Source organism: Gemmobacter denitrificans (assembly GCF_036964905.1).
GTDB classification, from domain to species: Bacteria; Pseudomonadota; Alphaproteobacteria; order Rhodobacterales; family Rhodobacteraceae; genus Gemmobacter; species Gemmobacter denitrificans.
Genome location: NZ_JBALHR010000029.1, coordinates 1 through 14673, shown reverse-complemented (window position 1 = coordinate 14673; position 14673 = coordinate 1). Strand labels below are relative to the sequence as shown.

Sequence of the window (14673 nt, the reverse complement as noted above, 5' to 3'; positions counted from 1 at the left end):
GCCTTGCGTGCCCTTCTCTATGAGTTTGGCCATGTTTTTCCGGCAGGTATGGGACAGATCGGTCGTATTGCGGCTGTTCTCGATGCAGATGAAGGAACGCTCCCCCTGCTGGTGAGCGAGGAATGCAGAGATTTGCTGCAGCAAATTGCGGAAAAAACAGTTCGCATCGACACAAGAACCCAGAAAGCACATCGGCTTGCTGAAGATGCAGAGACGGCGAAACGCCTGCAAACCTTGCCGGGCGTCGGCCCGATCACGGCATTGGCTTTCGAGGCCTTTGCACCGGACATGAGAACCTTCCGACGCGGACGGGACTTCGCAGCCTGGCTGGGGCTTGTGCCACGTCAGCACTCTTCGGGTGGAAAGGAGCGATTGGGTCAGATCACGAAAGCGGGTCAGGCGGACATCCGGCGCCTGCTCATAATCGGTGCGATGTCGCGGCTTAACCGGTTGGGACGATCACGCATCCCGCAAGGCTCGTGGTTGGAGCGGATGCTGGCGAGGAAGCCCCACATGCTGGTGGCGATCGCCTTGGCCAATAAAATGGCGCGCGCCATCTGGGCGATGATGACAAAACAGGAGGATTACAGGATCCCTGGGCCGACTGCAGCTGCGCCTTAATGCGCAGCCGATAGCAGGCGGCACAGGGTAAAGAGGTGTGAGAAGCCGACGACCCCATGGGCAAAAGATCGACACGATCCGGATCGGGAAAACCAGATAGCAACTGCGAGCACTCGAGCTCGAGACACAGATGTGGACCCGCTTCGCTGATCACCATCCCGGCCAGCGGCTTCATGAAAGTGCCGCATATACAGGCCTGACAGAAGACCGCACTCGATCACCGATCCCAGAAGTCAGAGCCCCTTGCACAATGGGCGGCAACCACAGAAGTTGCTAGCGCATTTTTGTTTGAAATGACAGGCCTTCCGTGGCAGGCTTTGCCCGTATCACATTTTTCATGCTGCTTTTGAGGTATAAGATGGTCACCACCCCTCTGGCCTGGTTGGGCCCGCAATTCGTCGCATCCAGTGCATCCAGTGAAATCCAGCCCGACATCGTGCAACTGTCCAACGGCAATATCCTTGTCGTCTACAGCACCAACAATCCGGCCGGGGCGGGGTCGCCTGCGGGCTATGATGTGCTGGGGCAGATCTATACCCCGCTGGGCGAGACCCTGGGCAGCCCGATCCGGCTGAACACCACCACCGGCGTCGATGAACTGGCCCCCAGCGTCACCGCCCTGCCCGGCGGCGGCTTTTCGGTGACCTATATCCGGCAACAGGTGACCGCGGGGCCGCCTGTCAGCATTGACACCAATGTCGAGATGGACAGTTACAACAACAGCGGTGTCCATCTGGGCGGTGCCACCGTGCTGAATGCCCCGGCAGGGGATATCCAGGCCCTGCCCCAGATCGCGGCGGCCAGTGCGACCCAGGCGCTGATCCTGTGGGAGGACAGCAACGAGGATATCGTCGCGCGCTTCTTCAACCCGACCACCGGTGCCCTGACCGGATCGCAGTTCACCATTTTCAATGGCGCTTCGGGGGCGGGCGAAAGCGTCATCGGCACCCATGTCACCGCCCTGTCCAATGGCAGCTATGTGGTGACCTATGGCAATGAAAACAGCGGCAATGACGTGCTGCAATTCCAGACCGTCAGCCAGAGCGGCACAGTCAGCGCCCTCTTCACCGTCAGTTCCTCGCTGACCGAGAATTACGATCCCTCGATCACCGAACTGACCAATGGCCGTTTCGTGATCAGCTGGACCACCGATGGTTCGGGCGGCAGCAATACCGGTATCCGGGCGCGGGTCTACAATGCCAATGGCACCCCCTTCGCGGCCGAGGTGGCACCACCCAGCACGACAGCGGGCAACCAGACCCATTCCGCCGTGGCCGCAGCCCCGGATGGGGGGTTCGTGGTGTTCTGGGTGGATGAAGGCACGCTGTCCCTGCGCGGCCAGCGCTACAACAGCAGCTCGACTGCCGTCGGAACGGAATTTGTCGTTGAGGATTTCGGCAACTCGACGATCCAGGATCTGGCGGCCAGCATGACCGAGGATGGCCGCATCCTGATTTCCTACAATGTGGATCTCAATGGCACTGATGAACAGGTTCGCCTTGCCATCTACGATCCGCGTGACACGGCCAATGCACCGGACAGCAACGGCCTTGTGGTCGGCACCACCCAGGCCGATGCCATCACCGTGGTGGCCGGAACCCAGGATATCCATGCCCATTCGGGCAATGACACGATCACCTTCGCGCCGGGTCTGGTGAACGCGGCCGATGTGATCGATGGCGGCGCCGGCACCGATACGCTGGCCATTTCCAGCGATGACAGCGCTGCCTATGATTTCCGCGGCGAAACCATCACCAGCATGGAAATCCTGCGCTTCAACGCGCCGCCGCTGTTCGGCTCGGCCGCACGGACCGTGAATTTCTTTGCCAGCCAGTTGGGCAGTCTCACCACATTCGCCTTTTCCACCGCCGATTTCACCCATGACCGGCTGGAAATCTCGATGGGGGCCACCACCACGCTGGATCTGAGCGGCCGCGTCATCACCGGCTTTACCAGCCCCGGCGGGATCTTCTCCTTCAGCAGTGACACCCTGGCGATCTATGGCGATTCCTCGGTCGAAACCATCACCGGCAGCACGGTCGCCGATGATATCTATGGCGGGGCCGGCAATGATACGATCAGCGGCGATGACGGCAATGACACGATCGAGGGCGGCGCGGGCGCAGACAGCCTGACAGGCGGGTCCGGCAGTGACATGGTCAGCTATGCCGGATCGGCGGCGGCAGTCAGTGTGAGCCTGACCGGCATCGCCTTGGGCGGTGACGCCCAGGGCGACACGTTCAGCAGCATCGAAAACCTGCGCGGCAGCGCCCTGGGCGATACATTGACCGGCAACAGCAGCGCGAACCGGCTGGAGGGCATGGACGGGGCCGACCAGATCGAAGGCGGCGCGGGCGATGACACGATCCTTGGCGGTGCGGGCGATGATGCGATCACCGATACCAGCGGGGCCGACGAGATCCACGGCGATGCCGGCAATGACGCGATCAATGGCGGACTGAGCGTCGATACGATCTATGGCGGCACAGGCAATGACGACATCTTCATCCACGACAACCATTTCGCCGATGAAATCTATGGTGGCGGCGACATCGACACGCTGAACACCAGCGGCGTCAGCTTCGCCGGTTTCACCGGCATGACCGTCGATCTGGGGGCGCAACTCTATGCCCGGGGCGGCGGGGCCGATGGCAGCCTTGTGATCCAGTCGGTCGAGCGGGTCATCGGCTCCACCCTGGCCGACAGCCTCACCGGGGCGGCGGGGGCGGAATCCCTGTTCGGCGGTCAGGGGAATGACACGCTGGACGGTGCGGCCGGGGGCGACAGCCTGTCGGGTGGGCTGGGCAATGATCTCTATGTCGTGGATAGCTATGGCGACATCGTCACGGAAAGCGCGGGTCAGGGCAGCGACGAGATCCGCACGACCCTTGCCAGCTATTCGATCTTCTCGAATACCCATGTGGAAAACCTGACCGGCACCAATGCGGCGGGCCAGACCCTGACCGGCAATTCTGGCCACAATACCATGACCGGGGCGGGCGGCAATGACAGCCTGATCGGATCGGGCGGCAATGACACGCTGCTGGGCAATGGCGGCAATGACACGCTGGAAGGCGGCAGCGGCACCAACAGCCTGGCGGGGGGCCTGGGCAACGATACCTATGTCGTCTCCAGCTTCTCCGACGTGCTGACCGAAGCCGCCGGGGCAGGCATCGATACGGTGCAGACCGCGCTTGGCGCCTATTCGATCTTCAGCAAGGCCAATATCGAAAACATCACCTCCACCACCTCGGCCAATGTCACGCTGACCGGCAACAGCCTGCACAATGTGCTGACCGGCAACAATGTCGGCAATGACACGCTGGTCGCCAGCAGCGGCAATGACACGCTGCTGGGCATGGGGGGCAATGACAGTCTCGATGGCGGGGCCGATGCCGACAGTCTCGATGGGGGTGCCGGGGCGGATACCATGCTGGGCGGGGCGGGCGATGACATCTATGTCGTGGACAGCTATGCCGATGTGGTCACCGAAACCGCCGGAAACGGCAGCGACACCATCCGCACCGGCCTGTCCTCCTTCTCGATCTTCGGCCTTGCCGAGGTCGAACATCTGACGGGTACCAACGCGGCGGGCCAGACCCTGACCGGCAATACCGGCAACAATCTGATCGTCGGGGCGGGCGGCAATGACAGTCTGATCGGCTCGGGCGGCAATGACACGCTGAGCGGCAATGGCGGCAATGACACGCTGGAAGGCGGGGCTGGCACCAACAGCCTGGCAGGCGGATCGGGCGATGATACCTATGTCGTCTCCAGCTTCTCCGACGTGCTGACCGAAGCCGCCGGGGCAGGCATCGATACGGTGCAGACCGCGCTTGGCGCCTATTCGATCTTCACCAAGGCCAATATCGAAAACATCACTTCCACCACCGCCGCCAGTGTCACGCTGACCGGCAACAGCCTGAACAACGTGCTGACCGGCAACAGCGGCAATGACACGCTGGTCGCCAGCAGCGGCAATGACACGCTGAACGGCAATGGCGGCAATGACAGTCTCGATGGCGGGGCCGGGGCCGACCGGCTGATCGGCGGCACGGGGGCCGATACGCTTGTGGGGGGGACCGGGGCCGACAGCTTCGTCTTTACCGCCGCCGCTGCAACCGGGGTGGATTCGATCAGCGATTTCAGCGTGGCCGATGACACGATCGAACTGGATGATGCCGCCTTTGCCGGGATCGGCGCGCTTGGCGGTCTGGGGGCTGCGCGCTTTGTCACCGGTGCCGCCGCCACCACAGCGGCACATCGGGTGATCTACAATGCCGCGACGGGGCAGCTGTTCTATGACGCCGATGGCAATGGCGCCGGGGCGCGGGTTCTGTTTGCCACGATCGACACCGGGCTGGCCCTGACCCAGGCCGATTTCCTGGTGGTCTGACGCCTATCCCGACATCCCGCGCAAGCGGGCCAGCGCCGCGGCCAAAAGACCGGCCGCGGCGTTTTCGCTTTCCGCCTCGGCATAGGCGCGGAATTCGGGCGCATTGCCCGAAGGGCGCAGATGCAGCACCCGGCCCGACCGCAGCAGCAGCCGCAGCCCATCGGTCAGATCGCGGCCGGATTCCGTCTCTGACACGGCAGAAAGCAGCGGGGCGGGATCGGCGGTCAGCGCGGCCAGCAGCGGGCCGCTGCGCGCGGTGGGGAAGTTTTCCAGCCGGTCCGTGGCGGTGAACCGGGGCGGCTGCGCGGCCAGCAACCGGGCCAGCCCCCCTGCCCTGCGGGCCTGCATCAGAACGGTGACCAGCGGCAGCAGACTGTCGCGGGTCATCAGCGCGGGCAAGGGGCCGGCCGGGCCCTGCGCGTCAAAGCCCAGCAGAAAGCCGCCATTCGCCTCATATCCCGCGACCCGTCCGCCGATGGCCTGCATGGCCGCGATCACGAAGGGCGATCCGATCCGGCTGCGGATCACCCGGGCAAAGCAGCCCGAAAGCTCGGCCCCGGTATTGGAGCTGACCGGGGTTACCACGCATTCGGCCCCCAGGGCCGCCGCGGTGATCTGGCCCAGGATATCCCCCGGGATCACCCGGCCCGCGCCATCGGCCAGCAACGGGCGGTCGCCATCGCCATCGGTGGACAAGATCGCATCGAAGCCCGGGGCCCAACCTGCCAGATCGGCCCGGGCCTGATCCGATACAGCCTCGGTATCAATGGGCACAAACGTCTCTGAACGGCCCATAGAGACACATTCCGCGCCCAGTTCCACCAGCGCCCCGGCCAGCAGATCGCGGCTGACGGCACTATGCGCCCAGATCCCCAGCCGCAGCCCGGCCAGCGCATCCGGGCCGAAGGCGCGGACATAACGCGCCACCCAATCGGCCCCGGCCGTGGGGCAGGCCACAGGCTCTGGCCCCATCCCGCAGGGGGGCGTGCCAAGGGCTGCCAGAATGGCGGCCTCTTCCATCTTGGTGATCTCGCCCGCCGGTGTGTAGAATTTCAGCCCGTTGCGATCGGCCGGGATATGGCTGCCTGTCACCATGACCGAGGCCGCCTGGGCCTGCAGCGCCGCCAGCGCCAGTGCCGGGGTGGGCAGCGCGCCACAATCGGTGACCGCCAGCCCCATGGAGCGGGCCGCCGCGATGACCTCTTGCGCCAGCGCCGGGGACGAGGCCCGCAGATCGCGCCCGACCCAGAGCCCGCTGCCCATCGGGCAGGCCGCCGCAAAGGCCCGGACGTGATCGGCCACCAGATCGGGCGTCAGCTCTGTCACCAATCCGCGCAGGCCGCTTGTGCCGAATTTCGGGGCCATTGCCGCTCTCCTCTGGGTCCGGGCGCAGCATGGCATTGCCGGGCCACGGTTTCAACTTGGGCAGGCCGTCGCGAAATCCGCCAAGAGCGGTTGATTTTTACGCCGCGACAGGCCACTTCTGCACGGGTCAACGCCAGCCGGAAAGCCATACCCATGCCCGCATACCGTTCCCGCACCACCACCCATGGCCGCAACATGGCGGGGGCAAGGGGGCTGTGGCGTGCGACCGGCGTGAAGGACAGCGATTTCGGCAAGCCGATCATCGCCATCGTCAACAGCTTCACCCAATTCGTGCCGGGTCACGTTCACCTGAAAGACCTTGGCCAGATGGTGGCACGCGAGGTCGAGGCGGCGGGTGGCATCGCCAAGGAATTCAACACCATCGCGGTGGATGACGGCATCGCCATGGGGCATGACGGGATGCTTTATTCGCTGCCCTCGCGCGAGCTGATTGCCGATAGCGTCGAATATATGGTCAATGCCCATTGCGCCGATGCGATGGTCTGCATCTCCAACTGCGACAAGATCACCCCCGGCATGCTGATGGCCGCCATGCGGCTGAACATCCCGGCGATCTTTGTCTCGGGCGGGCCGATGGAGGCGGGCAAGGTCACGCTGGGGGATGGGCGCACCATTTCCATCGACCTTGTGGATGCCATGGTGGCGGCCGCCGATGACAAGGTGTCGGATGCCGATGTGGCGGCCATCGAACAGGCGGCCTGCCCGACCTGCGGGTCCTGCTCGGGCATGTTCACCGCCAATTCGATGAACTGCCTGACCGAGGCGCTTGGCCTGTCGCTGCCGGGCAATGGATCGACGCTGGCGACCCATGCCTATCGCAAGGAGCTGTTCCTTGAAGCCGGTCGCCGTGCGGTCGATCTCTGCAAGCGCTATTACGAGCAGGAGGATGCCTCTGTCCTGCCGCGCAATATCGCGACCAAGGCCGCGTTTGAAAATGCCATCGCGCTTGATATCGCCATGGGCGGATCGACCAATACCGTGCTGCATATCCTGGCCGCCGCCATCGAAGGCGGGGTGGATTTCACCATGGATGACATCGACCGGATGAGCCGCAAGGTGCCCTGTCTGTGCAAGGTCGCGCCGAACAAGGCCGATGTGCATATCGAAGACGTGCATCGCGCGGGCGGCATCATGGCGATCCTGGGCGAGCTGGACCGCGCGGGCCTGATCCATCGCGATTGCCCCACGGTGCATGCGCCCACGCTGGGGGCTGCCATTGATCACTGGGATATTGCGAAATCGAATGCACCGGAGGCCCGCAAGCTGTTCCTGGCCGCCCCCGGTGGCGTGCCCACGCAAACCGCCTTCTCGCAATCCTCGCTCTGGCCCGATCTGGACACCGACCGCACGCATGGTGTGATCCGCTCGGCCGAGACGCCGTTTTCCAAGGATGGCGGGCTTGCGGTGCTGAAGGGCAATATCGCGCTGGATGGCTGCATTGTGAAAACCGCAGGCGTGGACGAGTCGATCCTGAAATTCACCGGCAAGGCCGTGGTCTTTGAAAGCCAGGATGCCGCCGTCTATGGCATCCTGAATGGCAAGGTCGTGGCGGGTGACGTGGTGGTGATCCGCTATGAGGGGCCGAAGGGCGGCCCGGGCATGCAGGAAATGCTGTATCCGACCAGCTATCTGAAATCGAAAGGTCTGGGCAAGGCCTGCGCGCTCATCACCGATGGCCGGTTCTCGGGCGGCACTTCGGGCCTGTCGATCGGTCATGCCAGCCCCGAGGCCGCGGCAGGAGGCACCATCGGCCTGGTGCGCGATGGCGACCGGATCGAGATCGACATTCCGAACCGCAGCATCCATCTGGCGGTGGATGAGGCCGAACTGGCCGCCCGCCGCGCCGAACAGGATTCCAAGGGTTGGAAACCCGCCGAGCCGCGCAAGCGCCAGGTTTCGACCGCGCTGAAGGTCTATGCCCAATTCGCGGCCTCGGCCGACAAGGGGGCGGTGCGCGTCCTGCCGGAGTGATCCGGCAGGCCCTGCCAATCTGACCCTGGGTCAACCGAAATCGCCCGGGCGATCCCCGCGAAAAAGAACCCTGTTCGCGCTTTGCGTGACGCGGGCGTGACGCTGGCCTGCCCCGCGCGGCTCCGGCCCGGCAAAAAGGCCGGAATCCGCGCGGCAACCGGGCGATTTTTCCCACAACCGGCGGTAAATCGCGCCCGCTCCCCTTTCAGGAGGGCGAAAAATTTGCCACATCGCCCGCAGCAGTTTCAATGAGGCCGACAATGACCCCGAGCAGTGCCGCGCTATCCGGTATCACCCCGGCCCGGCTGACCCATCTTCAGCGCCTGGAAGCCGAAAGCATCCATATCATGCGCGAGGTGGTCGCCAATGCCGACAACCCCGTCATGCTCTATTCCATCGGCAAGGACAGCGCCTGCATGCTGCACCTGGCCAAGAAAGCCTTCTACCCGGCGCCGCCGCCCTTCCCGCTGTTGCATGTCGATACGACCTGGAAGTTCAAGGCGATGTATGCCCTGCGCGAAAAGGCCGCCCGGGATGCCGGGATGGAGCTTCTGGTCCATCACAACCCCGAGGCCATGGAAAAGGGCATCAACCCCTTTGATCACGGCGCGCTGCATACCGACATGTGGAAGACCGAAGGTCTGAAACAGGCGCTGACCAAATGGAATTTCGACGTGGCCTTCGGTGGGGCACGGCGCGACGAAGAGAAATCCCGCGCCAAGGAACGGGTCTTTTCCTTCCGTTCGGCCAATCACCGCTGGGATCCGAAGAACCAGCGCCCCGAATTGTGGAAGCTCTACAATACCCGCAAGGCCAAGGGCGAAAGCATCCGGGCCTTTCCGATCTCCAACTGGACCGAGCTGGACATCTGGCAATATATCCACCTTGAGGGCATCGAGATCGTGCCGCTCTACTTCAGCGAGCCGCGCCCGACGGTGATCCGCAACGGGCTGATGCTGATGGTGGATGACGAACGCTTCCCGCTGGCCCCGGGCGAAACCCCGGTCATGCGCTCGGTCCGCTTCCGCACGCTGGGCTGCTATCCGCTGACCGGCGCGGTGGAGTCGGAGGCCAAAACCCTGCCCGAGGTCATTCAGGAAATGCTTCTGACCACCACCTCGGAACGGCAGGGCCGCGCCATCGACCATGATCAGGCGGCCTCGATGGAGAAGAAGAAGCAAGAGGGGTATTTCTGAGATGACCACCGATCTGAACGCTGGCACCCAAGATCCCGTCTACGTCACCGATGCCCTGATTGCCGAGGATATCGACGCCTATCTGGAAAAGCACCAGCACAAGACCATGCTGCGCTTCATCACCTGCGGCTCGGTCGATGATGGCAAATCGACGCTGATCGGGCGGCTGCTCTACGACACCAAGATGATCTTCGAAGATCAGCTGGCCTCCCTGGAGAAGGACAGCAAGGCCGTGGGCACCCAGGGCGGCGAGATCGATTTCGCGCTGCTGGTGGATGGTCTGGCGGCCGAACGCGAACAGGGCATCACCATCGATGTGGCCTATCGCTTCTTTGCGACCGAAAAGCGCAAGTTCATCGTGGCCGATACCCCCGGGCATGAACAATATACCCGCAACATGGTGACCGGCGCCTCGACCGCCGATCTGGCGGTGATCCTGATCGATGCGCGCCAGGGCGTGCTGACCCAGACCCGGCGGCATTCCTACCTGGTTCATCTGCTGGGCATCCGCAATGTGGTGCTGGCCATCAACAAGATGGATCTGGTGGGCTATTCCCAGGAACGCTTCTACGAAATCGTCAAGGATTACTCGCATTTCGCGCAGCAGATCGGGATGGAAACCTTCCTGCCGATCCCGATGTCGGGGCTGAAGGGCGAGAATATCGCCGCCAAGAGCACCGCCATGCCCTGGTATCAGGGCCCGACCCTGCTGCAGCATCTGGAAGAGGCCCCGGTCAACGATACCCGGCTGCAGGACTATGCCTTCCGCCTGCCCGTGCAATGGGTGAACCGGCCCAATCTGGATTTCCGCGGTTTCGCGGGCCAGATCGCCACCGGCGTGGTGCGCCCGGGCGATGCGATCCGCGTGCTGCCTTCGGGCAAGACCACCACGGTGAAATCCATCGTCACCTGGGATGGCGACCTGGCCCAGGCCGTGGCCGGGCAATCCGTCACCCTGACCTTCGCCGATGAGATCGACTGTTCGCGCGGCGATGTGATCACCGCCGCCGCCGAACCCTGCGAAGTGGCCGATCAGTTCGAGGCCACGCTGGTCTGGATGGATGAGGCCGCCATGCTGCCGGGCCGGCCTTACCTGCTGAAGATCGGCACCCAGACCGTGACCGCCACGGTGACCGAGCCGAAATACGAGGTGAACGTCAACACGCTGGAACACCGCGCGTCCAAGACGCTGGGGCTGAATGCGATCGGCGTGGTGAACATCTCGACCGACCGCGCCATCCCGTTTGAATCCTATGCGGCCAATCCCGATCTGGGCGGGTTCATCCTGATCGACCGGATGACCAACGCGACCGTGGCCGCCGGGCTGATCCATTTTGCCCTGCGCCGCAGCCAGAACATCCACTGGCAGGCGGTGGATGTGAACCGCGAGGCCCATGCCGCGCAGAAGACCCAGAAACCCGCCGTGGTCTGGTTCACCGGCCTGTCGGGTTCGGGCAAATCGACCATCGCCAATCTGGTGGAAAAGAAGCTGCATGCGCTTGGCAAGCACACCTTCCTGCTGGATGGCGACAATGTGCGCCACGGGCTGAACCGCGATCTGGGCTTCACCGATGCCGACCGGGTGGAAAACATCCGCCGCGTGGGCGAGGTGGCCCGGCTGATGACCGATGCGGGCCTGATCGTGCTCACCGCCTTCATCTCGCCCTTCCGGTCGGAACGGCGGATGGTGCGCGAGCTGATGGCCGAGGGCGAGTTCATGGAAGTGTTCGTGAACACGCCGCTGGACGTGGCCGAGGCGCGCGACGTGAAGGGCCTGTACAAGAAGGCCCGGGCCGGGAACCTGAAGAACTTCACCGGCATCGACAGCCCCTATGAAGCGCCGGAGGCGGCCGAGATCACCGTGAACACGGTGGAACTGTCGGCCGAAGAGGCCGCCGACCGCATCGTCGCGGCCATTCTGGCGCGCTGAGGCGCGCGCCGCAGCATGGATCGGAAAGGGCCGGGGTCTTCAGCCCCGGCCTTTTTTGCTGTTGCCTTACCGGAGCTTGGTCGTCAGCATTGGTGCCATTGCATCCCGCTTTCGGAGACAGATTTTGCACCAGTATCATTTCATCACCGGCCTGCCACGTTCCGGCTCCACCCTGCTGGGGGGCATCCTGCGCCAGAACCCCCGCTTTCATGCCGGCATGACCAGCCCGGTCGGTGCCCTGGTCCAGGCGGCGATCCGCACCGCATCAGGGCAGGAAGTCTCGGTCATGATGACCGAAGACAAATGCGCCCGCCTAGTCCGTGGCATCTTTGACGCCTATTACGATGATGCCGGCGCCGCCGATGTGATCTTCGACACCAACCGGCAATGGTCGGCCAACCTGCCGCTTCTGGCCCAGGTCATGCCGCAGGCCCGCGTCATAGCCTGCGTGCGCAACCCCGCCTGGGTGGTGGATTCGGTCGAACAGATCGTGCGGGCCAATCCGCTGCGGCTGTCGCGCATCTTTGGCGATGGCGAACGCGCCACGGTGTTTTCCCGTGTAGAGGCCATCATGCGTCCCGACAGGCTGGTGGGCTTTGCCCTGCAGGCGCTGAAAGAGGCCTATTTCGGGGCCGAGGCGGGCCGGATGCTGCTGGTGGAATATGACATCCTCTGCCAGCGCCCCCGCGAAACCCTGCAACTGATCTATCAGTTCATCGGCGAGCCCTGGTTCGAACATGATTTCGAGGCCGTCGATTACGATGCGGAAGAGTTCGACACCCGGATGAACACCCCGGGCCTGCATCGTGTGAAACGGCGTGTCGAATGGACGCCCCGCGATACGATCCTGCCGCCGGACGTGTTCCAGAACCTTGCCGAACTCGCCTTCTGGCGCGCGGCCCACAAGACCCGGGCGCATCGCATCACGCAATCGCAAGAACCGCCCGCACAGGCCTGAGCAAGGCCCCCTGCCCCCTTTTCAACTGGACAGAATCGCCACACCTATTCAGGTTGAGTTAATTTCTTCAGACATGGGCTGTCACGACAGCCACGTCTTTTCTGCCGACCAAAAAGTCACCTGTGTTCTTATTTCCGTACGGAGCAATCATGGCCACCTTTGTTGTAAACACGGCGCTGGACGACACCAATTCCGGCAATACCGCTGTCAGCCTGCGCGAAGCGATCGCCCTTGCGGCGAATTCGGCCGGTGCGGATACCATCGTCTTCGATCCTTCGCTGGGCGAACTGGCGATCAACTCTGCTGGTGGCCCTTTGGTGATCGCTGCCGGGAATGATGTCACGATCAATGGCGATTTCGATGGCGATGGCCAGGCCGACATCTGGCTGTCGGGGTCCAGTTCGACCCGGCTGTTCGACATCGCCGCCGGCGGAACGCTGCGTCTGGAATCGCTGGTTCTGGCCAATGGCTACGATAGCGCCGACACCGGCAGCACCGGCACGGCAGGTGCGGACGGCGTGGCCGGCAGCGATGGCAGTGCCCCGGGCGCAGATGGCACTGCGGGGGGCGATGGCACTGCGGGGGGCAATGGCGGCACGGGGGAAGATGCGGCAGGCCTGATTTACAACGCGGGCAATCTGACCATCGTCCGCACCGGCCTGGGCAATGCCAATGCCCAGGCCGGTCAAGGCGGCAGTGGCGGCAGTGGCGGCAATGGCGGTGCGGGCGGAATTGGCGCTGACGGGCTTTATACCCCCTTCGCCGACGGGGGCGATGGCGGCAATGGCGGCGCGGGCGGCAATGGCGGCACGGGCGGCAATGGTGGCAATGGCGGCAATGCGGCAGGCGCGATCCTGAACACGGCCGGGGCGAACCTGACCCTGATCGACAGCGCCTTCTCCACCCGGCATGTGTGGCAAGGTAGTATCTGGAACACCGGAGGCTTCTATAGCTATGGCGGCGGCGGCGGTCGCGGAGGTTATGGCGGTGACGGGGGCTATGGTGGGCGCGGCGGCAACGGCGCAAACGGCGCCTATGTCTATTCCTATTATGGCAGCACCCAATATGCGGGCGGCAATGGCGGCAATGGCGGCAATGGCGGCAATGGCGGCGCAACCGGCAATGGCGGCAATGGCGGCACGGCTGCCGGGGTCATCCTGAATTTCGGAACCATCACGGGAACCGCGGCCCTTCGGGATACGAACGGGATCTATGCCAGCGGCGGTGGCGGAGGAGGCTCTTACGACTACGGCAACTATGGCGGCGGCGGCGGCGGCGGGGGCAATGGTGGCAACGGATTGCCATCAGGCAGCTATGGCGGTATCGGCACGGGCGGATCGCAAGGTGCTGCAGGAACCAGCGGCACGGACGGCACAGGCACCCAGGGCATCGCCAATGCCGGCAGCGGCAGCGGCACGGCGACCACGACCGACAGCCTGATCTATCTGCATGCGGGCAGCCTGCAGATCACCGAAGGCGACAGCGGAACCACGACCGTCAGCTTCAACATCAACCGGCTTGGCGATTTCTCCGAATCCACCGGGGTCACCTGGAGCGTTGCGGGCGGAACCGTGACGGCGGCCGATTTCGCAGGCGGTGTGCTGCCAGGCGGGACGGCCTTCTTCCTCAACAGTTCGACCTCCTCGGTCACTGTCAGCTTTGAAATTGCCGCCGACAGTCTGGTCGAATTCAACGAAAGCTTCACCATCACCCTGTCGGGCCTGATTGATATCGCAGGCGGGGCCACCCAGGGGCTTGGCACCTCGGTGCTGAACGGCACCATCGTCAGCGATGACCGGCTCTATCAACTGTTCCCGACCTCGGCGCTGGCGGGCAGCCCGCTGGCCGAAAGCATGGTCTTCTCCGATGTGATGACCGCCGCCACGGCAGGGCAGTTCATCCATGTGGCCGACAGCGCCTTCCTGGGCAGCACGCCACAGACCCTGTCGGTGACAAAGGACAACATCACCCTGGTCGCGGATTCCCCCTATGTGGCCAATGCCACCCTGGCGGCGGGGATCCTCGCCTTCACCCTTTCGGGGACATCCGCCAGCAACATCTTCGGCAATAGCTCTGCCAACCAGCTGACCGGCGGAAGCGGAGCCAACCGGCTGGAGGGCAATGGCGGCAATGATACGCTGAATGGCGGTGCGGGGGCCGATACGATGCTGGGCGGCACCGGCAATGACCGCTACAATGTCGACAGCTATTCCGA

At 63.9% G+C, this 14673-nt stretch carries 7 protein-coding genes and 1 pseudogene; 7 read left to right on the top strand and 1 reads right to left on the bottom strand.

The window, feature by feature from the left end; genetic code table 11:
* Window positions 1-621: IS110 family RNA-guided transposase (locus V6590_RS20325; RefSeq protein ID WP_335425539.1), on the top strand; the 621-nt coding region annotated here is incomplete at its 5' end.
* Between the two features lie 358 nt (window positions 622-979).
* Window positions 980-5017, top strand: a complete 4038-nt coding sequence (locus tag V6590_RS20320; RefSeq protein WP_335425538.1) for a beta strand repeat-containing protein — start codon at window positions 980-982, stop codon at window positions 5015-5017.
* A gap of 3 nt (window positions 5018-5020) precedes the next feature.
* Here V6590_RS20320 and V6590_RS20315 read toward each other — a convergent pair whose 3' ends face one another.
* Complete coding sequence (locus tag V6590_RS20315; RefSeq protein ID WP_335425537.1) at window positions 5021-6382, bottom strand: phosphohexomutase domain-containing protein; 1362 nt, start codon at window positions 6380-6382, stop codon at window positions 5021-5023.
* A 153-nt stretch (window positions 6383-6535) separates the two neighbouring features.
* On the opposite strand from V6590_RS20315, the gene ilvD reads away from it, so the two are divergent.
* From ilvD to V6590_RS20290, 5 genes and pseudogenes are all read left to right on the top strand, one after another.
* The gene (gene ilvD / locus V6590_RS20310) at window positions 6536-8374 is read left to right on the top strand and encodes a dihydroxy-acid dehydratase (protein ID WP_335425536.1); all 1839 of its coding nucleotides are present in this window, start codon (window positions 6536-6538) and stop codon (window positions 8372-8374) included.
* Between the two features lie 260 nt (window positions 8375-8634).
* Complete coding sequence (gene cysD, locus V6590_RS20305; protein ID WP_335425535.1) at window positions 8635-9570, top strand: sulfate adenylyltransferase subunit CysD; 936 nt, start codon at window positions 8635-8637, stop codon at window positions 9568-9570.
* Between the two features lies 1 nt (window position 9571).
* On the top strand, window positions 9572-11500 hold the full coding sequence (gene cysN / locus V6590_RS20300; RefSeq protein ID WP_335425534.1) for a sulfate adenylyltransferase subunit CysN: 1929 nt from the start codon (window positions 9572-9574) through the stop codon (window positions 11498-11500).
* 124 nt (window positions 11501-11624) lie between these two features.
* Entirely contained in the window at window positions 11625-12458 is an 834-nt protein-coding gene (locus tag V6590_RS20295) for a sulfotransferase family protein (protein ID WP_335425533.1), read from the top strand.
* A gap of 149 nt (window positions 12459-12607) precedes the next feature.
* Window positions 12608-14673, top strand: a pseudogene (locus V6590_RS20290) (hypothetical protein); the annotation flags it as partial.